Origin of the sequence: Rhodoferax ferrireducens (genome assembly GCF_049302455.1) — a bacterium.
Classification (GTDB): domain Bacteria; phylum Pseudomonadota; class Gammaproteobacteria; order Burkholderiales; family Burkholderiaceae_C; genus Rhodoferax; species Rhodoferax ferrireducens_B.
This window is the reverse complement of sequence record NZ_JBAQMD010000032.1, coordinates 1-20742: the sequence shown is the minus strand read 5'-3', so window position 1 is coordinate 20742 and position 20742 is coordinate 1. Positions and strand designations below refer to the sequence as shown.

The 20742-nt window shown below is 57.9% G+C and carries 17 protein-coding genes; 13 read left to right on the top strand and 4 right to left on the bottom strand.

What is annotated here, in order from left to right; all coding sequences use genetic code 11:
* The first annotated feature begins 24 nt into the window (after positions 1 to 24).
* The 6 genes from WA157_RS05595 (at position 25) to WA157_RS05570 (ending at position 5995) form a co-directional block, all read left to right on the top strand.
* Positions 25 to 699 carry an RlmE family RNA methyltransferase gene (locus WA157_RS05595; RefSeq protein ID WP_422620029.1) on the top strand — a complete coding sequence of 225 codons (675 nt, stop codon included), beginning with the start codon at positions 25 to 27 and terminating at the stop codon, positions 697 to 699.
* A gap of 118 nt (positions 700 to 817) precedes the next feature.
* Positions 818 to 2737 carry an ATP-dependent zinc metalloprotease FtsH gene (ftsH, locus tag WA157_RS05590; protein WP_422620028.1) on the top strand — a complete coding sequence of 640 codons (1920 nt, stop codon included), beginning with the start codon at positions 818 to 820 and terminating at the stop codon, positions 2735 to 2737.
* A gap of 73 nt (positions 2738 to 2810) precedes the next feature.
* A complete protein-coding gene (gene folP / locus WA157_RS05585; RefSeq protein ID WP_422620027.1) occupies positions 2811 to 3689 on the top strand; it encodes a dihydropteroate synthase in 879 nt (292 codons plus the stop codon).
* A 40-nt stretch (positions 3690 to 3729) separates the two neighbouring features.
* Positions 3730 to 5061 (top strand): phosphoglucosamine mutase, encoded by a 1332-nt coding sequence (gene glmM, locus WA157_RS05580; protein ID WP_422620026.1) that lies wholly within the window; start codon positions 3730 to 3732, stop codon positions 5059 to 5061.
* Positions 5058 to 5579, top strand: a complete 522-nt coding sequence (locus WA157_RS05575; protein WP_422620025.1) for a GNAT family N-acetyltransferase — start codon at positions 5058 to 5060, stop codon at positions 5577 to 5579. Before glmM ends, WA157_RS05575 begins: the two co-directional genes overlap by 4 nt.
* 83 nt (positions 5580 to 5662) lie before the next feature.
* Complete coding sequence (locus tag WA157_RS05570) at positions 5663 to 5995, top strand: hypothetical protein (protein ID WP_422620024.1); 333 nt, start codon at positions 5663 to 5665, stop codon at positions 5993 to 5995.
* A gap of 1 nt (position 5996) precedes the next feature.
* Here WA157_RS05570 and WA157_RS05565 read toward each other — a convergent pair whose 3' ends face one another.
* Complete coding sequence (locus WA157_RS05565) at positions 5997 to 8621, bottom strand: bifunctional diguanylate cyclase/phosphodiesterase (protein ID WP_422620023.1); 2625 nt, start codon at positions 8619 to 8621, stop codon at positions 5997 to 5999.
* Positions 8622 to 8797: 176 nt separating this feature from the next.
* Between WA157_RS05565 and ppk1 the strand changes: the two genes are divergently transcribed.
* Entirely contained in the window at positions 8798 to 10900 is a 2103-nt protein-coding gene (gene ppk1 / locus WA157_RS05560) for a polyphosphate kinase 1 (protein ID WP_422620022.1), read from the top strand.
* Position 10901: 1 nt separating this feature from the next.
* Positions 10902 to 11363, top strand: coding sequence for a phosphohistidine phosphatase SixA (gene sixA, locus WA157_RS05555; RefSeq protein ID WP_422620021.1), 462 nt, complete (start codon positions 10902 to 10904; stop codon positions 11361 to 11363).
* 54 nt (positions 11364 to 11417) lie between these two features.
* Here the strand turns inward: sixA and WA157_RS05550 are convergent, their stop codons facing one another.
* On the bottom strand, positions 11418 to 11828 hold the full coding sequence (locus WA157_RS05550; RefSeq protein WP_422620020.1) for a hypothetical protein: 411 nt from the start codon (positions 11826 to 11828) through the stop codon (positions 11418 to 11420).
* 208 nt (positions 11829 to 12036) lie between these two features.
* Here WA157_RS05550 and WA157_RS05545 point away from each other — a divergent pair, with 208 nt between their 5' ends.
* Complete coding sequence (locus tag WA157_RS05545; RefSeq protein ID WP_422620019.1) at positions 12037 to 13980, top strand: PhoX family protein; 1944 nt, start codon at positions 12037 to 12039, stop codon at positions 13978 to 13980.
* Positions 13981 to 13999: 19 nt separating this feature from the next.
* A complete protein-coding gene (locus WA157_RS05540; RefSeq protein ID WP_422620018.1) occupies positions 14000 to 14761 on the top strand; it encodes a lysophospholipid acyltransferase family protein in 762 nt (253 codons plus the stop codon).
* A 230-nt stretch (positions 14762 to 14991) separates the two neighbouring features.
* Here WA157_RS05540 and WA157_RS05535 read toward each other — a convergent pair whose 3' ends face one another.
* Positions 14992 to 15462, bottom strand: coding sequence for an Lrp/AsnC family transcriptional regulator (locus WA157_RS05535; RefSeq protein ID WP_422620017.1), 471 nt, complete (start codon positions 15460 to 15462; stop codon positions 14992 to 14994).
* Between the two features lie 454 nt (positions 15463 to 15916).
* Between WA157_RS05535 and WA157_RS05530 the strand changes: the two genes are divergently transcribed.
* Positions 15917 to 16477, top strand: a complete 561-nt coding sequence (locus WA157_RS05530) for a cytochrome b (RefSeq protein ID WP_422620016.1) — start codon at positions 15917 to 15919, stop codon at positions 16475 to 16477.
* A 116-nt stretch (positions 16478 to 16593) separates the two neighbouring features.
* Here WA157_RS05530 and WA157_RS05525 read toward each other — a convergent pair whose 3' ends face one another.
* A complete protein-coding gene (locus WA157_RS05525; protein WP_422620015.1) occupies positions 16594 to 18093 on the bottom strand; it encodes a CHAD domain-containing protein in 1500 nt (499 codons plus the stop codon).
* 641 nt (positions 18094 to 18734) lie between these two features.
* On the opposite strand from WA157_RS05525, the gene WA157_RS05520 reads away from it, so the two are divergent.
* Together WA157_RS05520 and WA157_RS05515 are read left to right on the top strand one after the other, a co-directional pair.
* The gene (locus tag WA157_RS05520; protein WP_422620014.1) at positions 18735 to 19748 is read left to right on the top strand and encodes a M14 family zinc carboxypeptidase; all 1014 of its coding nucleotides are present in this window, start codon (positions 18735 to 18737) and stop codon (positions 19746 to 19748) included.
* A gap of 155 nt (positions 19749 to 19903) precedes the next feature.
* Positions 19904 to 20742: patatin-like phospholipase family protein (locus WA157_RS05515; protein ID WP_422620013.1), on the top strand; the 839-nt coding region annotated here is incomplete at its 3' end.

The window sequence follows — 20742 nt, the reverse complement described above, 5'->3', positions numbered from 1 at the left end:
ATATTATCGACGAGGAAGGTCAAAATGAAATCCCAAACTAAAAGCAGTAAGGTCAATCGGGCCTGGTTAAACGACCACGTCAATGACACCTACGTCAAATTGGCAAAACTCGAAGGTTACCGTGCCCGCGCCGCGTACAAGCTCAAGGAAATCGATGAAACGCTGGGTTTGATCAAGCCGGGTCAGCTGGTGGTGGATCTGGGCTCAACCCCCGGCGCGTGGAGTCAGTACGTGCGCCGCAAAATGTCACCCAAAACCGCCACCGGCGGCGGCGCGGCGGTCGGGGCGCTCAATGGCACCATCATTGCGCTCGATATCCTGCCGATGGAGCCGGTAGAAGGCGTTGTCTTCTTGCAGGGGGATTTTCGGGAGTCCGATGTCTTGCTGCAGTTGGAGGCTGAAATGCAGGGGCGCCAGGCCGACGTGGTGGTTTCCGACATGGCCCCCAACTTGTCGGGCATTGACTCTGCCGACGCTGCCCGCATTGAGCATCTGGTGGAGTTGGCGCTTGAATTCACCCAGACCCACATGAAACCGGAGGGTGCGCTGGTGGCAAAAGTGTTTCATGGCGCTTCCTACGACCCACTGGTCAAACGATTCAAGGAGACCTTTTTGCTGGTCAAGCGGATCAAGCCCAAGGCCTCGCGTGACAAGTCGTCGGAAACCTTTCTTGTCGGTCTGGGTTTGAAACCCCATTGAATCCCATGCTTTGTCTGAGGATGAACGGCAGAAAACCATGTCCGGCGCATCTTGAAACGCCTAAAATGCAACCCAAGTTATCTCTGTCTTCTTATTTGCTCACCCTTTGGAGCCTCGCTTGAATAATCAGTGGTTTTCAAAAATTGCCGTCTGGCTTGTTATTGCACTTGTGCTTTTCACGGTATTCAAGCAGTTTGATGCGCGTGGGCCTGCGAGCGCCGGGTATCTGGGCTACTCTGACTTTCTGGAGGAAGTGCGCAGCAATCGTATCAAGAGCGCCGTCATCCAGGAGGGGCAGGGCGGTACTGAAATTGTGGCTGTGACGACCGATGACCGCAGGGTCAGGACCACCGCGACTTACCTGGACCGTGGTCTGGTGGGCGACCTGATCGCCAATGATGTCAAGTTTGATGTCAAGCCCCGCGAAGAAGGTTCTTTGCTCATGACGCTGCTGGTCAGTTGGGGACCGATGCTCTTGTTGATCGGTGTCTGGGTTTACTTTATGCGCCAGATGCAGGGCGGCGGCAAGGGTGGGGCCTTCAGTTTTGGTAAATCCAAGGCGCGTCTGCTTGACGAAAACACCAACACAGTCACGTTTGCGGATGTGGCAGGTTGCGATGAGGCCAAGGAAGAAGTCAAGGAAGTGGTTGACTTCCTGAAAGACCCGGCAAAATTCCAGAAACTGGGGGGACGCATTCCGCGTGGCCTGTTGCTGGTGGGCCCACCGGGCACCGGCAAGACGCTGCTGGCCAAGGGCATTGCCGGTGAAGCCAAGGTGCCGTTCTTTTCAATCTCGGGTTCGGATTTTGTTGAAATGTTCGTCGGCGTCGGTGCTTCCCGGGTGCGCGACATGTTTGAGAACGCCAAGAAAAATGCGCCTTGCATCATCTTTATCGATGAAATTGATGCTGTGGGCCGGCAACGTGGCGCCGGCTTGGGCGGTGGCAATGACGAGCGTGAGCAAACCCTGAACCAGATGCTGGTGGAGATGGATGGTTTTGAGACCAATGTTGGCGTGATCGTGGTGGCTGCCACCAATCGCCCTGACATTCTGGATTCCGCTTTGCTGCGTCCCGGCCGTTTTGACCGCCAGGTGTATGTCACGTTGCCCGACATTCGGGGCCGTGAGCAAATTCTCAATGTGCACATGCGCAAGGTGCCCTTGGGTCAGGATGTCAATGCTGGGGTGATCGCGCGCGGTACACCGGGCATGTCGGGTGCTGATCTGGCCAATTTGTGCAATGAGGCGGCCTTGATGGCAGCACGTCGCAATGCGCGCACGGTCGAGATGGTGGACTTTGAAAAGGCCAAGGACAAAATTCTGATGGGCCCGGAGCGCAAGAGCATGGTCATGCCCGAAAGCGAGCGCAAGAACACGGCTTATCACGAGTCGGGTCACGCGTTGATCGGCAAGTTGTTGTCCAAGTGCGATCCGGTGCACAAAGTGACCATCATTCCGCGTGGTCGTGCCTTGGGTGTCACCATGAGTTTGCCGGCGCAAGACCGCTACAGCTACGACAGCGAATACATGCTGCACCAGATCAGCATGCTGTTTGGTGGTCGTATTGCTGAAGAAGTGTTCATGAACCAGATGACCACCGGTGCCAGCAACGATTTTGAGCGTGCTACTCATATTGCGCGCGACATGGTGACGCGTTATGGCATGACCGATGCCCTGGGCCCGATGGTCTATGCCGAGAATGAGGGTGAGGTGTTTTTGGGTCGCTCTGTCACCAAGACCACCACCATGAGCGAAGAGACCATGCAGAAGGTTGACGCCGAGGTGCGCCGCATCATTGACCAGCAATACAGTCTGGCGCGCAAGCTCATTGAAGACAATCGCGACAAGATGCACGCCATGGCCAAGGCCTTGCTGGAGTGGGAAACCATTGACAGTGAACAGCTCGATGACATCATGGCCGGTAAAGAGCCCCGTCCGCCGAAAGACTGGACGCCACGTATCCCGCCCGCTGGCAGTGACAGCAGCAGTGGGGGCACGCCCGCCGTCAAAACGGATGTGGCGCCAACGGCTGCCTGAAAACGGTATTTATCAAAAAAACGGGGCGACAAGCCCCGTTTCTGTTTTCAAATTTCTGGAGCGCTCTATCAGCATGAAATGGAACACGGCCCGATTCCTGATTGACCTCAGCCGCCCCCAGGTGATGGGCATTGTCAATATCACACCCGATTCGTTCTCGGACGGTGGTCAGCATGCCTCCACCGCAGCGGCTCTGCGGCACTGTGAGACGCTGCTCAAAGAGGGGGCTGACATTTTGGATATCGGGGGGGAGTCGACCCGTCCCGGCGCCTTGTCCTTGCCACTGGATGAAGAGTTGGCGCGGGTGCTGCCGGTCGTGCGTGAAGCGGTTCGCTTGGGTGTGCCGGTATCGGTCGATACCTACAAGCCAAAAGTCATGCAAGCCGTGCTGGACCTCGGCGCTGACATCATCAACGACATTTGGGCTCTGCGTTGGACTGAGCCCTGTGCCAGCGCCGCACCCGCTGCCTTGAACGCCATGCAAGTGGTGGCACAACACCCCAGCTGTGGCGTCTGTCTGATGCACATGCACCGTGAACCTTTGACGATGCAGGTGGCCCCCATGGAGGGTGACGTGGTGTCGCAGGTGCTATTGTTTTTGAAGCATGAAACCCAGTCGTTGCGTGGGCTAGGGGTAGAAAGTAATCGTATCGTTATTGACCCCGGCATTGGCTTTGGCAAGACCGTGGCACAGAATTTCGCGCTACTGGCACGGCAGGGTGAGCTGCTGGGTGCGGGTTTTCCGCTGCTGGTCGGCTGGTCGCGAAAATCTTCATTGGCAGCGGTTACAGCCACCCCGCTGGCCGCCGTGGCGACACTGGATGTTCATGAGCGCCTGGTGCCCAGTGTGGCCGCTGCGTTATTGGCGGTGGAGCGTGGCGCCGCCATTGTCCGTGTGCATGACGTGCGGGAAACCGTGCAGGCTCTCAAGGTGCTCGGCGCTATAAGATAGTTGGCGTCGATTTCATTAACAAGTAGGCAAGAGTAGATCAATGACTAGAAAATATTTTGGCACGGACGGTATTCGCGGCACGGTTGGGCAAGCGCCCATCACCCCTGATTTTGTGTTGCGTCTGGCCCATGCGGTGGGTCGCGTGCTCAAAAAATCAGAAGCGCGCCCGACCGTGCTGATTGGCAAAGACACCCGCATCTCGGGCTACATGCTGGAGAGCGCACTGGAGAGTGGTTTCAATTCTGCCGGTGTCGATGTCGTGTTGTTGGGTCCCTTGCCGACGCCAGGCGTGGCCTACCTCACGCGCGCTCAGCGTGCCTCGCTGGGCGTGGTCATCAGCGCCAGCCACAACCCCTTTGCCGACAATGGCATTAAGTTTTTCAGTGCTCAGGGCAGCAAACTGCCAGACGTTTGGGAGCATGACGTGGAGGCTGCACTGGACGAGTCACCGGTATGGGCTGATTCCGCCAGCCTGGGCAAGACGCGGCGACTCGATGATGCCGCGGGCCGTTACATTGAATTTTGCAAGAGTACATTTGCCAACGACCTCACACTCAAGGGGCTCAAGATTGTGGTGGATGCTGCGCATGGTGCGGCCTACCAGGTGGCACCCAAGGTGTTTCACGAATTGGGGGCAGAAGTCGTCGCCATTGGCTGTTCGCCCGACGGTTTGAACATCAACCACGAGGTGGGAGCCACACATCCGCAGGCCCTGATTGAAGCCGTCAAGGCGCACCAGGCTGATTTTGGTGTAGCGCTCGATGGCGATGCTGATCGTCTGCAGTTGGTTGACCATGCGGGTCGTCTGTACAACGGAGATGAGCTGTTATATCTGTTGGTGGACGAGCGACTGGGGCGCGATGAACCGGTACCGGGTGTGGTGGGTACCTTGATGACCAATATGGCCGTGGAGGTGGCGCTTCGAGCCCGTGGGGTGCAGTTTGTGCGCGCCAAGGTGGGGGATCGTTATGTGCTGGAAGAGCTTGAAAAGCACAAGTGGCTGCTGGGTGGAGAAGGCTCTGGCCACTTGCTGGCGCTGGACAAACATACCACCGGCGATGGGCTAATCTCGGCTCTGCAGGTGTTACAAGCCTGCGTACGCAGCGGGAAAAAGTTGGCTGACTTGCTCGCTGAAGTGACGCTATTTCCGCAGACCCTGATCAATGTTCGCTTGCAACCCGGCCAGGACTGGCAGCTTAGCGCCAACCTGGCCAGCGAATCGCGGGCGGTGGAGACAGAACTGGGTGCCGCTGGCCGATTGCTGATTCGTGCCAGCGGCACAGAGCCCTTGGTGCGCGTGATGGTGGAGGCGCGTGACGCCGTCCAGGCCAGGGTGTGCGCCGAGCGGATTGCCAACACCCTCTCGGTATGACCATGGCGCCCAACACTTCCCTGCGCGTTTGTCGCGCTGATTACGCCAACCCCGTGCATGCGCAAGCACTGGTGAGCTTGTTGGACGCCTATGCCCAGGATCCGATGGGGGGTGCCGAGCCCCTGAGTGAATTCGCCAAAGTCAATCTCATCCCGGCACTCGCAGCGCGCCCGCAAGCCTTCAGTGTGCTGGCGTTTGATGATGTGGACGGTCTTGGCGGTGGTCTTCCTGTCGGGTTTGTAAATTGTATTGAAGGCTTCTCGACTTTTGCCTGTCAGCCTTTGGTCAACGTACACGATGTGGCCGTGTTGCCTGCGTACCGGGGGCAGCGTGTCGCCGAGAAGATGCTGGCTCTGGCTGAGGAAATAGCGCGTGAGCGGGGTGCCTGCAAACTCACGCTCGAAGTGCTGCACGGCAACGCGGGCGCTATCAAACTTTATCACCGCGTTGGATTTGCCAACTACCAACTTGACCCGGCCATGGGGCAGGCTCAATTTTTGCAAAAGTGGCTTCGTTAGTGGCAAGTCGTTGAAATTCCTGGTCAAGATGCTGTGCGCGTTGATAGCAGCAAAATATTGGCTATTCTTTTAAAATCTTGCGCATGAACTGGCTTCGAAAACTGCCTGGATTTCAGCAAACGCCCTATGGACTTGAGTGGCGCCTGCTGCGCCTGATGCCGACGGCGTGTCTGGCGGGTACGCTGCTGCCAGCCCTGATGTCGCTGGCCGCCCGTTTTTTGATCGTCGACGGCAGCGCGGCAGAACTGGCGCGACGCATTCAATTGTTTGATTTTGTGATGATTGGTTTGGTGATCTTTATCTGGGCGCTGGTGGTGACTGTCACCATCGGCTGTGTCATTGTCTGGCTCATGAAAGGCCCAGCCTACGTGGCCGATGGCTTTGATGTGTCGCACAGCGATAAGCCAGGTCCTTGATTCAGAGCCTTATGTCAATAGCGGACTGACCGGGAACAAACGGCTGGTTTGAAGATGATTTTGTCCCCATGAACGCTTCAAACTGTTCAACCGGCAGCGGTCGGCTGAAATAGTAGCCTTGCACTTCGGTGCAGCCCTTGGCCTTCAAAAATTCAAGCTGCCCCTCGGTTTCTACCCCTTCGGCAATGGTTTGCATGCCCAGGCTTGTTGCCATGCTGATGATGGCGCCCACAATTGCCTTGTCGTCGGAGTCTTCGGTGATGTCACGCACAAAAGATTGATCGATCTTGACTTTGTAGACCCGAAACTTTTTCAGGTAGCTCAGCGACGAATAACCCGTGCCAAAGTCATCAATCGACATGCGTACGCCGCGTTCGTGCAAATTGTTCATGACGGCAATGGCCCCCAGTGGGTCGGTCATGGCAACGTTTTCGGTCAGTTCGAGTTCCAGCAAATGGGCGGGCAACTGGGCTTCATTCAGAATGCTGGTTACCAGTTCAGGTAGGTCGGCATGGCGGAACTGCACCGATGACAGATTGACAGAGAGGGCAATGGGCAGCATCCCGGCGTCAATCCATGCTTTGAACTGCTGTACAGAGGTACGCAACACCCATTCGCCGATGGGCAAAATCAGTCCGCAGGTCTCGGCCACGGGAATGAATTCAGCCGGCGGCACAGCCCCCAGCTCGGGGTGATTCCATCGCAGCAAGGCTTCTGCGCCAACGACGCGGCCACTCGCCAGCGAAATTTGCGGCTGGTAGTGCAACTGCAGCTGATTGCGCTCCAAAGCACGGCGCAGCGCATTTTCCAGCGCCAGGGTGCGTTCAGAGCGAGCCTGCATTTCTGCCGTGAAGAAGCGGTAGTTGTTGCGCCCGTCTTTTTTAGCGCGGTACATCGCGGCATCGGCGCAGCGCGACAGCGTGTCAAAGTCTGAGCCGTCGCCAGGAAACAAGGCAATCCCGATGCTGGGTGTCACCGTCAACTCATGCGGTTCGAGCTCAAATGCCACCAATGCCGATTGCAGCAACATTTCGGCGATGTGTGCAGCACCCGCAGCATTTGTTTCGGGAAGTACCAAGATGAACTCATCACCACCCAGACGGCAAACGGTGTCCTGCTCACGCACGGCGCCTTTGAGCCGACCCGCTAGGGCAATCAGCACTTCGTCGCCTACCCGGTGTCCGAGCGAGTCGTTGACGTTCTTGAAATGATCCAGGTCCAGGAGCAACAGCGCCAGCGGTGTGCCATTGCGCTGCGCGGCGCTAAGTGCCAGGTTGCAGCGGTCGGTCAACAACACCCGATTGGGCAGGCCTGTGAGTGAATCAAAATGTGCCAGCAGCTGGATTTTTCTCTCTGCCTGTTTGCCTTCGGTGATGTCGCGGCATAAAACCAAAAAGAGGGGTTCTTCGCCAGGCAAGGCTGATTTGCGCCTCACCGACATTTCAAACCAGTGCATGCCATTGTCAAGCGGCACTTTGATTTGTTTGCCGATTGAACATTCTCTTTCTTTGGCTTCCTGCAAGGCCGCCAGCACGATTTGGCAGGCCTGCGGTGGCAGCACTTCCATGATCGTTCTGCCGATCAGATCCTCGGTCGGCCATGGCAGTGAGTCAGTCCGGGACGAGTGTGCGTTGTAACAGCGCCCGTCCAGTCCCAACTCAAGGAGCGGGTCCGGAATGGCGCCCAGCGTAGCTTGAAGCTGTCGCTGCGTCGCCAGAATTTCAGCCGTGCGCTCGTTCACCTGCACTTCTAGTCCCTGGTCACGCATCCTCATCTCATACAGCAACCAGGCGAGATAGGCCATCAGCAGGCTGAGAAGCAATCCGGCGGCGGCCTCGAACCCGATGCGGTCTGATTGGCCCCAGCCGTTGATCGGCGCGACACTCAGTGTCCACTGGCCGTTGGGCAGTTCCAGCGTGCGCTCTACCGGTGCATTGAGCACAGCGTTTCCAGACGCCTCAATGCTTTGTCGCTCGCCCGTGTCCGGTGCGGTCCGCCAAAGCTCGTAGGCATAACCGCGTTGCGTCAAAAGAGGCAGGCGGGCGGAGGCCAGAGCATCCGGAAACCGCAAGGTTACGTAAGTGAAGCCCCAAAATACCTTGTGTCCCTGCGCGTTGTTCAGAAAGACGGGCAGACGCCCCACAACTCCCAGTCCACCTTGCGCAAGCTTGAGGGGGCCCGCCAGTGTCAGCCTGCCGGTGTCACGGGCCATGATCGCCTCTTGGTTCTGGGCGTTGTCCTTCAACTGGTTAAAGCCAATGCTTTTTTCATTGCCAGCAAGAGGCACCACGTTTCGAATAATGCCGTCGGGAGCCATTCCCAATGCGGCAATGCCAGGATAAAACGGCAGCATTTCAGTGGCGACCGCCTCGAAATCAGCGATGTTTCCCTGGCCTTGGCGAACCAGCGCGGCAATTGCGTAGGTTGCAGACAAGGCCCGCTCGATATCGCGTTGCAGGGTGTGTGCGTGATCTGTGGCCAGATCAGCGGCTCGCGCGCGGACTTCTATAAGTGTCTGCTGTTCCCAGCGCCAGATTAAGACAGCGATGGCCACCGCGCTGAAAACAAAGACGCTCGTCGCCAAAATCCATTGGCGCGTGCGGTGCTGGCGGGCTGCATTCATCATGTCGGTCGGAGTCTATCAATAAAGGAGTCGGCTCGGTGTGCGCCTCATCGTCGACGGACCCGGTTTGACGCGTTGCGCCAGTTGAGCTGGGTGCGGAGTAAGCTGTTGTCACACGATTGTCACCAATACGGTCAACAATCAGTCATCTGTCTGTAATAAACGAGCCTTGGGGCATCATGTCTTCATTCTTTCGTCCGCCAAAATTGATGCCGGCCATTGCAGCGGTGACGCTTCTTGATCGCGACCACAGCATTTTTGCGTTCAACGAGCGGGTGCTGGATTGGGCCCGGCGCAAAGACGTTCCACCGCTGGAGCGGCTGCGCTATCTGTGCATTGTGTCGTCCAATCTGGATGAGTTTTTTGAGGTTCGGGCGGAGCCTCATCTGGTGGCCAACCAGCGTCAGGATGCCAAGGGAAACTATACGGTGGCGTCGTTTGAGCGGCTTGCCATGACCGCACACACCTTGGTCGCGAGTCAGTATGCGCTGTACAACAATCACGTGATGCCGACACTGGAGGCGCAGGGCATCAAGGTGGTCTCCCATGGTGAGCGTAACGAGGCCCAGCGGCGCTGGGTCAAGCAGTTCTTTGAGCGCGAAGTGCGCCCTTTGCTGATTCCGGTCGGGTTGGACCCTTCGCATCCGTTTCCGCAAGTGGCCAATAAATCGCTCAATTTCATCGTGCGGTTGGGTGGCCACGACGCGTTTGGCCGAGAGAACGAGATTGCCATCGTGAAGGTGCCGCGTGTTTTACCGCGCATGATCCGCATGCCGGAAAAAATCTCGGGTAAAACTTACCACTTCGTCTCCCTCTCCAGCGTGATTCGGGGACATCTGGCCGAGTTGTTCCCGGGGCGGGATGTCGGGCAATTCTCACAGTTCCGGGTGACCCGCCATTCCGATCTTGCCGTGGACGAAGATGACGTCAGGAATTTGCGCACTGCCTTGCGCCAGGGCCTGGAATCCCGTCAATTTGGCCAAGCGGTGCGGCTGGAAGTGTCCGCTGGGTGCTCAGAGTACTTGTCAGCGTTTCTGTGCGAGCAGTTCAATTTGCCGGAGCAGGCCTTGTACCGCGTGCCAGGTCCGGTCAATCTGGTTCGGTTGACGCAGTTGATTGATCTGGTGCCGTTGCCGAAATTGTGTTTTCCCACCTACCAGTCGTGTTATCCGACGCAACTGACGCCAGGTGTATCGTTTTTTGAGCAACTCAAGCTGGGCGACGTCTTGATTCACCAGCCGTTTGAGAGCTTTGGCGGCGTCCTGGCATTTTTACGTGAAGCCGTGAATGACCCGCAGGTGCTGGCGATCAAACAGACGATCTATCGCACCGGCGTTGACTCAGAGCTGATGGATTTGCTGCGCGAGGGGGTGCGGCGTGGCAAAGAAGTCACCGTGGTGGTGGAACTCAAGGCCCGGTTTGACGAGGAGGCCAACATCAACTGGTCCGAGATGCTCGAATCCATTGGCGCACAGGTTTTGTACGGCGTGGTGGGGCTTAAAACCCATGCCAAGATGATGCTGATTACCCGCCGCGAAGGCAATAGGCTGGTGCGCTACGCGCACCTGTCGACCGGCAACTACAACCCTCGCACGGCGCGCCTGTACACCGATTGGGGCCACCTCACGGCCGACACGGTGCTCACGGCCGATGTTGAGTATGTGTTTGTTCATTTGGCCAGCCACAGTCGGCTGCCCAAACTCAAGCGGGTGTTGTTGGCGCCGTTTTATCTGCAACGCAAGCTGCTCGAAAAAATCAACAAATTGGGCGCTGTGGCCGCGTCGGGTGGGGTCGCTCGCATCGTTGCCAAGATGAATGCCTTGACGGATGAAGCACTCATCTACGCATTGATTCAAGCCGGGCAGAAGGGCGTCAGGATTGACCTGATCGTACGCGGTGCCTGCATGCTGCCAGCCCAGGTGCCGGGTGTCACCGACAACATCCGGGTCCGCTCCGTCATTGGCCGGTTTCTGGAGCACTCGCGGGTCTTCTACTTTCGCCATGATGACGTGGAAGAGCTTTACCTGTCCAGCGCCGACTGGATGAATCGCAACATGCTGCGCCGGGTAGAACTGGCCTGGCCAGTCACGGACCCGGCGCAGCGCCAGCGCATTGTTGATGAAGAGTTGGTGGCCTATTTGCATGACGGTGTGGACGCGTGGGACTTGCTGCCGGACGGCACCTATGCGCGCGTCAAGTGCGAGCATCCACGCCTGGCGCATGGTGCACAAGCTGCCCTGATGGCGCGCTACGCCGGACAGGACGACAGACGCGCAGGCTGATATGGATCTGATCTTATGGCGTCACGCGGAGGCACAGGAATGGCTGGAGGGCTGTGACGACATGGCCCGCTCACTCACTTCGCGTGGCGACAAACAGGCCGCGCGCATGGCGAACTGGCTCGACCGTCAGTTGCCCGAAGGCACGCGTATTTTTGTCAGCCCGGCACGCCGTTGTGAGCAAACTGCGCAGGCACTGGGACGTAAATACAAGTTGCGAGAAGAACTGGCGCCGGGCGCCAGTGCCGACCGGTTGCTGGCGCTGGTTCAATGGCCGCTTGCAAAAGGCACCGTGCTGGTGGTGGGTCATCAACCTACGTTGGGCCAAACCATCGCCCAGTTGCTCGGTCTAAGCGCGACCGAATGCACGGTCAAAAAAGGGGCGGTCTGGTGGCTGCGCAATCGCCAGCGCGACGCACAGTCCCAGACTGTGATCGTCGCGGTACAGTCACCCGAGGTCATGTAGCGAATCCACCAGCGCGGCATTTTCAGATGCGGTCCGGCAGAAGTTCGCGCAGGCTCAATCTTTGTTGGGGCGCCCGGTCTTGATGGCTGGCACGGCCTTCAGCGCGGCCAGAAAAGCCCCGTCTGGCATGGCAGCCAGGGCTTTGATGCCGGCGCGGAGCAATTCACTTTTCTTGACGGCATGGGCCAGCTTGCCAGCGCGTTGCTTCAGGTCGTCGAGCACGGTGTATTCAGCCTTGGGGATGGTAAAGCTGTCGCGTACCAGTTTCGGTTTTTTCACCTTGGAGGGCTTTTCGGTCTTAGGCATGGCAATTGGTTTGGCAATTGGTTTGGCGCTACGTTTGAGCGCCACTTTTGCCATGGTGGCAGGCGCTACTGGCGCGGGCGTGACCTTGGCGCGAACCACTGCTGGTGCGGCTGTTTTTGCAGATTTGGCAGAAACGATTTTCTTGTCTGTTGTGACCATGATGAACTGTCCTTTATAAAACGATTTATACAGTTTATATTGTTTGATACAAATTCGTCAAGTTGCAGGTCCAATTTGACGGGTTTGCTTGGACAGACACACGTGTCATCGCCACGGCTCGCGGTGTTTCACGGAACTGTCATAAAACCGCCGTCATCCTGTCATGATTGGTTTTTATGCTGATGGCTTTTCAACCCGAGGAGTCTCCATGAAGTCAAATTTTTCACTCACCAACACCGCATCCGGCAAGCCTGAGCGCATTGCGCCAGGAGCGACTCACCTGCAGCGCCGCCAAGTGCTCAAAGGCGCGCTCGGTGGCGTTGCCACGTTGGGACTGGGAAGCTTGGGTCTGAGTGCCTGTGGTGGCAGCGATGCCGCAACAGCCGTCGCCCCCACGGGCGTGGAGTTCATCGGCATGCCTGCCACCATGACCGATGTACAACGCGCTACCACTTTCACCAGCGCCAGCGTCAAGATCAGCTATTCCGATGCCGGCACGAAGACCCAGGCACTGGCCTACAACACCCTGTTCAAGACCGGCGACACGCTCAAGAACGGCAGCGCCAGCGTGATCGCCGGCGCCTTCTATGACATCAATGGCAACCCCATCATGGACACGTCGGGCACCACGTCTGAGCCGTTCTACTCTGATTGTCCGGATGGCAACTCGCTGATCTCCTTGTCCAACCCAACGGTGGCTGGCGTTACAGGCAACACGCTGTTCCTGGTGACGCAGTACGAGTACAAGACCCTCAACAATGCCGGCGTCAGCATGTACGGCACATTGCCATCGCCGATTTCCATCACCACCCTGGACCAGGACAAGACGACGGGTGCACTGAAAGCCGTCAAGCACTTCAATGTGGATACCAAGCCGGTCAACGGCCTGTGGATCACCTGTGCTTCGAGCCTGTCGCCCTGGAACACCCACCTCTCCAGCGAGGAGTACGAGCCTGACGCCGTCAATATCGCCGGCAACACCATGTTCCAGGCGTTCAGCCAGAATCTGTTCGGCAGCACTACCGCTGCCAAGCCCTACCACTACGGCCACGTGCCGGAAGTCACGGTCAAGCCCGACGGAACGGCTACCATCGTGAAACACTACTGCCTGGGCCGCATCGCGCGCGAACTGGTCGAAGTCTGCCCCGACAACAAGACCGTGCTGATGGGTGATGACGGCACCAACACCGGCCTGTTCATGTTCATTGCTGACAAGGAAAAAGACCTCAGCAGTGGCAGCCTGTATGTTGCGAAATGGACGCAGACCTCGGCTGTTGCGGGCGGTACCGCCACGCTGAGCTGGATCAAGCTGGGCAGCGCCACCAGCGCAGAAATCAAGGCCCTGGCAGACACGCTCTCAGCCAGCGATATCGTGACGGTCAGCAAGACCGATCCGCTGGATGCCAGCTTCAGCAAGATTGCCTTCAATGGCAAGACGGAGTGGGTCAAGTTTGCTGCAGGAAAGGAAAAAGCAGCCGCCTTCCTGGAATCCCACCGCTATGCCGCCGTGATGGGTGGTTCAATGGAATTCACCAAGATGGAGGGGGTAACACTCAACCGCAAGGACAAAGTCGCTTACGTCGCCGTGTCGTACATCCAGAAAAGCATGTCGGATACGGCTGGTGACATTCAGGTGGGCGCCATCTCGGCCGGTGCAACCTACGAACTCAAGCTGTCGACAGGCCAGAAGGACAAGGCGGGCACGACCATCGGCAGTGACTGGGTCCCCACCGTCATGGCGGCCATCCCCGCCCTGGTGGGCGAAGATCAGGCCGCTGACGCCGTTGGCAACAGCGCCAACGTGGACAAAATCGCCAACGCCGACAACCTCAAGTTCTCGGAAAAACTGCGCACGCTGTTCATTGGCGAAGACTCTGGTCAGCACGTCAACAACTTCCTGTGGGCTTACAACGTGGACAGCAAGAAGTTGTCGCGCATTCTCTCGGTTCCGGCGGGCGGCGAGGCGACCGGGCTGGAGATGGTGGATAACCTCAATGGCTTCTCCTACATCATGAGCAACTTCCAGCACCCCGGTGACTGGGGCAGCATCCATTCGGTGATCAAGGCTGGCGTCGATCCGCTGATCAACGCCAACTGGAACAACAAGAAGAGCGCCGCCATCGGCTACCTCAGCGGACTGCCCGCACTCTGAGCGTGTGCTGTTCGGTTTGATGAAACCGATCGCTTCCAGGGTTCATGCCAGTTGGAAACTGGCATGTGTGCTGCTGCATCTGCTGCGCGGCTGGTGGACGGTGGTCCTGGTGTTTCCAGGACTGACGACCCCCCAAAAGCAAGAACGAATCAGGGCCTGGGCCCTCGCCCTTCTTGCGCTGCTAGCTATCAAATTGGTAGTAATCGGCAGGCCGCCAAAGCGTGGCCCCTTGTTGCTGGTGTGTAACCACATCTCGTGGCTCGATATTTACGTGATTTATGCGGTCTGCCATTGCCGCTTTGTCGCCAAAGCCGATGTTGGGCGCTGGCCCCTGATCGGAACTCTGGCCGCGGCTGTCGGCACCTTGTTTATCGAGCGCGAGTCCCGGCGAGACGCTCTGCGTGTGGTGCAGCAGATGGCAGATAGCCTGCATGCCGGTGACTCGATCGTGGTGTTTCCAGAAGGCACCAGCAGTGACGGCGTTGGCGTGCTGCCATTTCATGCCAACCTGGTGCAAGCCGCCATTGCTGCCAATGCGCCGGTGCAGCCCGTGGCGCTGCGGTTTTCGGATGCCGCCAGCGCCGCGCACAGCCTGGCGCCGTGCTACATAAATAACGACACGCTAATGGGCTCCATGTGGCGCATGCTGACCGCGCCGCCGCTGTGCGCGACCTTGATCTTTGGCGAGCAGCAATCAGCCCAAGAGCGTGGACGGCGTGCGTGGAGCGCCGACCTGCGCCTGGCGGTAGAAGCCCTGCGGGCAAGCCCCGTGGACAGCTGAGTGCAGAAAGCGGTGGCGTGGGACTCCACACGGTGCGCGGTCCGGCGCCATAAATGACGCCGGGAATGCCCCTCTCGCAAAACAAGCGTACGTCGGTATACAAGAGCGTTCCCATGGCCGGAATCTCCTCGCCGAAGACGGCTCTGCCACGGATTGGGCCGTCTTCAATCTCGCCAAACGATAGGCTGATTCGATCCGATTCACAGCACTTTGACAGGTATCGGCGCGCCTTACCCCGCCGCCACTGCCAGCGCCGTTTTACTCACCACCCGGCGCAGCACGAAGCTGGAGTGCACGCCGGTCACGCCCTCAATGCGGGTGAGCTGGTCAAGCAGCAAAGATTGGTAGTGATCCATGTCGCGCACGGCCACCTTGAGCTGGTAGTCGGCATCCTGCCCGGTGATCAGCAGGCAGTCCAGCACCTCGGGCAATGCGCACACGGTCGCCTCGAAATTGGCAAAGCGCTCGGGCGTGTGCAGGTCCATGGAGACGTTGATCAGCGCCAGCAGCGTCAGGCCCATTTTTTTGGCGTCCAGCACCGCCCGGTAGCCCACGATCAGGCCGGATTCCTCCAGCGCACGCACCCGGCGCAGGCAGGGTGACGGGGACAGGCCGATGCGGTCGGCCAGGTCCTGGTTATTGATGCGCCCGTCTTGCTGCAGCACTTCAAGTATGTGTTGGTCGTAGCGATCCAGTTTCATGTTTTGCCTCATATTCCGAATATTCAGGCAGATTATTCTAAATTAAGTTAATCTACAAGCAGTAAATATCTAAAAACTTGATTTTTGTGAAAATTACGCAATCCCCTGCGGGGCACCCCGATCTACACTTCTCTCACCTGTTACCCACAGGCAAATGCAACAAACTGGTCAAAGCCAAACGTTGCGCAAGCTGGCCTCACGAGGGCGGGCGATGCAAAACCAGAACCCAGGCGAAACATTCGCCCTGGGTTAATGGAATCTCTTAACCGCCCCGCGTCTTTGAATGCCTTTCTTGATGAGGGGCGACGTACCTTGCTCAAAGATGGTCAAGGATTGCGAGCGATGCAACAACGGTGACAAGAGGTAAGCAAATCGCCTGAAATGGCTGAAATTTAAGGAGGCCTTAAGCAGGGATTTTTAGGATCCCGACTTCTTCAATGTTAGGAGTTGGTTTATGACTTTTAGAAAAACAGTGGATCGATATCACCTGGCGTCAATATCGCTGCATTGGCTGATGCTTGCCTTGTTTATCGGCGTGTATGCCAGCATTAATTTGCGCGAGCTTTTTGACAAGGGCAGCGTGCCCCGTGAGGCCTTGAAAAGCCTGCACTTCATGCTGGGTCTTTTCATGTTTGCCCTGGTTTGGCTGCGCCTGGCAATGCGCGCGATCTACCCCGCTCCGCGCCTGCAAGCCGCCCTGCCTCAGTGGCAAGCGATGGCTGGCAAACTGGCCCACTTGATGCTGTACGCCATCATGATTGGCATGCCGCTGCTGGGCTGGCTCATGCTGAGTGCGGCAGGCAAGCCCATTCCATTTTTTGGTCTGGAGCTCCCGGCGCTGATCGGGCCAGACAAGGCGTTGGCGGCCCAGCTCAAGGAAATCCATGAGTTCGTGGGGACCGCCGGCTACTTCCTGATCGGTGGCCATGCGGCGGCAGCCTTATTCCATCACTACGTCCAGCGCGACAATACCTTGCTGCGCATGTGGCCAGGTTCCAGGAAATTGGCCACATGAAGTGAAAGTGCAGCGACTGGTGGTCTCGGTGCTTCCAGGACTGCCTGCCCCACAGACAGTTGAACGCACAAAACGGTGGCCTGGCGCAATCAGCAGCGCTTCAGTATTGAATGCACTCACCTTTGTCTGCCGACCGCGACGCCGCGCAAGAAATCAAGCACGCCGGGTTCTATTTCCAACTTGGCAACCAGGGTGATGGCCAGACTGACATCGCGTGCTGCGCCAATACTCAATTGAAGCTCGCTCGCCTGTTCATGCCAGCGTTGCGAGCGCTTTTTGGGTAGCAGCGGCTGTAATGCTTCGATGCCGTAGCGCATTCGCTTGGCAATGATGCGAGCATGGTGCTGACTGTCCGGGTCGCTGGTGTCGCGCAGGGCGAGCTGCAACTGATCATGCAGGCGCTTGATTCGACGCCTGGCCCAGCCCCGCAGGGGCTCTTTGGGTTCAAGCGCGACTTGGTCCGGCGCCATCAAAGTTGACCATCCTTCGAGCCATTGAGTGATTTCAAGCAGACTTGCGCCGACCGCGGGCCGCTGGAGCGCCTCGCGCGCGAGCTCGCGCTGGCGCATGGCGGCCTGTTTCAAGGCCTGTTCCATCGTGTGCCAGGTTTGTGCCCGTTGGCTGTCTCCGGCGGCATAGGCGGCGCCGAGCGGGGGCAGCGTTTCTGTGCAGGCAACGTCGAAATTGCGCACGTCACCTAGAAGATTTAATAACGGCCGCAGCGCTTGCCACGATGGCATCGCGTTGCCCGGCAGGCTTACCTTGAAAAGTCGCAAAGCACTTTTAAAGCGTCGCCAACCGACCCGGGCCTGGTGCACCACCTCGGGGTTGTCAGAGCGGCATAGCAGGCCAAGATTGGTGGTGAACTGGCAGAACATCTCGCGCAATACTCGCCGCGTCGTCTCATGTAATGAGAGCTTGGGTGTCAGGCTGGGGGGCTGGGCGCGCAGTGGCTTGTCCAGGCAGCCGTCGGCCAGGGTGTAGCCACGCTCGGCCTTGCTGGCATTGGCTGGCAATACGGCAGTTGTCTTGGCAATTTGTCGGGCGATGTCAAACAGGGCAAGGGGTGAGCCCGCGAGTAATTCAAGCTCCAATTCGCAAATCGGTGAATTCAAGTGATTGGCTTCTATTTGCCCAAGGTCCAGCGCGACCTCGACCACGCTGCCATCGCGTTTGCGAACGACCCAGATTGTTCGGTCGAAGACCGTTGAGAAACTCGGCGCCAGGGACTGAAACACGCTTCCATCAGGATCGATATGGTTCCAGGGGGTCGCCTGAAGCGCCTGCAAGTCGAGCCTGGCATCCGGCATGGGCACTTCCCATTCGCCACGCTGGCTCAGTGCCGAGTCACCAAGCCCCCCCATTTTGAGGGTCTGTAGCCATTGCGGTTTTGCATCGCTGCCAACGCGCCGTATTCGCAATGCGATGCGCGCCTGTCGCAATACCTGCGTAGGCGTATCGTAGTAAACATTGTGCAGGTGCAGACGGATCGCCTGGCGCCGAGCCAACAGGGGTATCTGCGCCAGCTGCTGTGCCAGGTGTGAGGGGTCAGAGCCTGGCAAGGCCAGTTTGAGCTCGATTTCTTGCGGACCCTGGGGGAGAGTATTTTGTTTCATAAGATGCAAGCTGCTTGTTCAATCGCTGCCGCTCAGGCACAACACGACTCTCATAAAACCTGTCCTTTGTACCAACTTTGGACTTCAATTATGCGTCTTGAGTCTTCAGTTCTGACCCTGGCCACCAGGTGAATACATGCTGACAGCAAGCAGTGGCCGATCTGCTGATCGGCCACTTGGTGTATGGCGTTGGTAGCATCACGTCAATGAATACTGATGCATTGTTTGCCGGGAATGTCCGTCCCGCCACCAACATGGCGCTAATTTAATGGGGAAAAATGACAACTTGAAGACGCTGATGTAGCGTTGGCCCGCGAAAATCAGAACCCGGCAGCGGTGTCTAGGAATAAGTGCGACGACTCATCAGACGTGAGCGTTGCAAAGCAAGGAATTCGAGCACACCATAGGCAATACAGGCCGGGATGGCCATGACGCGAAAGAAAGTTCTTTTGTTAAACATAGGGTAGACGCTGGCAGGCGTTTTGTAGTTGGCAAGAGCCAAATTACACCGGCCTTGTGACAGCCTTGTGTCAGTGTCAAATTACGACGCCTATCCAGACAAGCGTTGCACGCGCGAAGGATTCGACGCTAAGCTCACCGTTCATGACGATCGTCCTTCAACTCTTATCCCATCGGCAACTGTGACGCAAACCAGGCTGCCAGAATTGCTTGCGTTGGAGCGCATCATTGAATTGGGTGCAGCCTGGCTCGAAACACGCGTGGTCTGTAACGTCAATTTGCCAGGCGGGGGCTCCTATCCGGTTCATGTCATCGCATTGGGCAATCCAGCGCTCGACGTGCCGGCGGTGGGTTATTTTGGTGGTGTTCATGGCCTGGAGCGCATTGGCACTGGCGTGGTGATTTCGTATCTGCAAAGTTTGGTCATGCGTCTGCAATGGGACAGCACCTTGCACCGGCAACTTGAAGCGGTTCGCCTGGTCTTTATGCCTATCGTCAATCCGGGCGGCATGGCGCTTGGCACCCGGGCCAACCCCAACGGTGTGGACTTGATGAGAAACGCGCCGGTAGAGGCGCAAGAGCCGGTGCCATTTTTGGTCGGCGGACAGCGCTTGAGCGCTGGCTTGCCTTGGTACCGCGGTCTCAAAGGCCAGGCCATGGAAATTGAGAATCAGGCCGTGTGTGATGTGGTGAAGGCTGAATTGTTGCCCCGCAGCTTCAGCCTGAGCGTGGATTGTCATTCGGGTTTTGGCGCCAGCGACCGCATCTGGTTTCCCTATGCACATACCCGGGTGCCCATCACCCACTTGGCAGAGATGCATGCCCTCAAGAGCATTTTTGTGCAGTCGAACAGCCATCACCGGTACATTATTGAACCGCAAAGCTTGCAGTACCTTGCGCATGGGGATTTGTGGGACCATTTGTACCAACAGTCATGTGCGCAAGCCAAAAACATATTTCTGCCGCTCACGCTAGAGATGGGTTCCTGGCTTTGGGTGAAGAAAAATCCACGCCAGCTGTTTTCGCGACACGGCATTTTTAATCCCCTGATTGAGCACCGCCAACAGCGGGTGCTCCGCCAGCACCAGTTGTTATTGGACTTCTTGTCGCGCGCAGCGTGTGGTCACTCACTTTGGCTTCCAGGCCATGAGACCCGGGCGCAACACCATGCACAGGCGCTACAGGACTGGTATTGATCTACAACGCAGACGTGGTTTTGTGCAACGTTGTGCACGATTGACCGCTTGACGCAAGGTCCTGGGCCGTTCGGCCGGTGTGTGCACGGTGACACAGAAAAATCCTATACTGATTCGCACAGGTAGGGCGGTTCTCACACCGCGAAGGAGTTCATTTGATCGACAGCGCAGCAACACCCGTGCGCCCAGGCGTCACCAGGCAGTCAGGCCTTGCCTGGCTCAAGCGCTTGGTGCAGCCGTCGCCCAGCCCGCTCAACCTCGCGCTTCAGGGCGGTGGTGCGCACGGTGCCTTCACCTGGGGCGTTCTGGACGCGCTGCTGGAAGACCCGCGCATTGAGTTCGAGGGCCTGAGCGGCAGCAGCGCCGGGGCCATGAACGCGCTGGTCTTTGCCGATGGCTGGATGAAGGGCGGGCGCGATGGCGCTCGCCAGGGTTTGTCGGATTTCTGGATGGAAGTTGGCAAGCAGATGCCCTGGGGCTTGATGACCCAGGGTGAGGGCGAGGCGATCAGCCTGTCGCCAGCCAGCAAGTTGCTGGTGAACTGGGCCGGCCACTTCTCGCCAGCACAGCTCAACCCTTTTGATCTGAACCCCTTGCGCGATCTGCTCAATCGGCTGGTCGACTTTGAGCAGTTGCGCGCGCGCAGTCCGTTCAAGTTGTTCGTCGGCACCACGCAGGCGAATACCGGCAAGCTGCGCGTGTTTCGCGAGAGTGAACTCAGCGTTGACGTGATGCTCGCCTCCGCCTGTCTGCCCAAAATCCATCATTCGGTGGAAATCGATGGCGAGCCGTATTGGGACGGTGGCTACGCGGCCAATCCGGCGGTATTCCCGCTGTTTTACGACTGCGATTCGCGCGATGTGTTGTTGGTGCTGCTGAGTCCGCTGAAACGCGAAGGCACACCGAACACGGTGGATGAGATCGAGTCGCGCATCGCCGAACTGGCGTTCAGTGCCAACTTCATGCGCGAGATGCGGATGTTCGTTCATGCGGC

Excerpts from the sequence above, each read along its gene's own strand:
- WA157_RS05595 (WP_422620029.1), top strand. The coding sequence starts at position 25 with ATGAAATCCCAAACTAAAAGCAGTAAGGTCAATCGGGCCTGGTTAAAC.
- folP (WP_422620027.1), top strand. The coding sequence starts at position 2,811 with ATGAAATGGAACACGGCCCGATTCCTGATTGACCTCAGCCGCCCCCAG.
- glmM (WP_422620026.1), top strand. The coding sequence starts at position 3,730 with ATGACTAGAAAATATTTTGGCACGGACGGTATTCGCGGCACGGTTGGG.
- WA157_RS05575 (WP_422620025.1), top strand. The coding sequence starts at position 5,058 with ATGACCATGGCGCCCAACACTTCCCTGCGCGTTTGTCGCGCTGATTAC.
- WA157_RS05570 (WP_422620024.1), top strand. The coding sequence starts at position 5,663 with ATGAACTGGCTTCGAAAACTGCCTGGATTTCAGCAAACGCCCTATGGA.
- WA157_RS05565 (WP_422620023.1), bottom strand. The coding sequence starts at position 8,621 with ATGATGAATGCAGCCCGCCAGCACCGCACGCGCCAATGGATTTTGGCG.
- ppk1 (WP_422620022.1), top strand. The coding sequence starts at position 8,798 with ATGTCTTCATTCTTTCGTCCGCCAAAATTGATGCCGGCCATTGCAGCG.
- sixA (WP_422620021.1), top strand. The coding sequence starts at position 10,902 with ATGGATCTGATCTTATGGCGTCACGCGGAGGCACAGGAATGGCTGGAG.
- WA157_RS05550 (WP_422620020.1), bottom strand. The coding sequence starts at position 11,828 with ATGGTCACAACAGACAAGAAAATCGTTTCTGCCAAATCTGCAAAAACA.
- WA157_RS05545 (WP_422620019.1), top strand. The coding sequence starts at position 12,037 with ATGAAGTCAAATTTTTCACTCACCAACACCGCATCCGGCAAGCCTGAG.
- WA157_RS05540 (WP_422620018.1), top strand. The coding sequence starts at position 14,000 with ATGAAACCGATCGCTTCCAGGGTTCATGCCAGTTGGAAACTGGCATGT.
- WA157_RS05535 (WP_422620017.1), bottom strand. The coding sequence starts at position 15,462 with ATGAAACTGGATCGCTACGACCAACACATACTTGAAGTGCTGCAGCAA.
- WA157_RS05530 (WP_422620016.1), top strand. The coding sequence starts at position 15,917 with ATGACTTTTAGAAAAACAGTGGATCGATATCACCTGGCGTCAATATCG.
- WA157_RS05525 (WP_422620015.1), bottom strand. The coding sequence starts at position 18,093 with ATGAAACAAAATACTCTCCCCCAGGGTCCGCAAGAAATCGAGCTCAAA.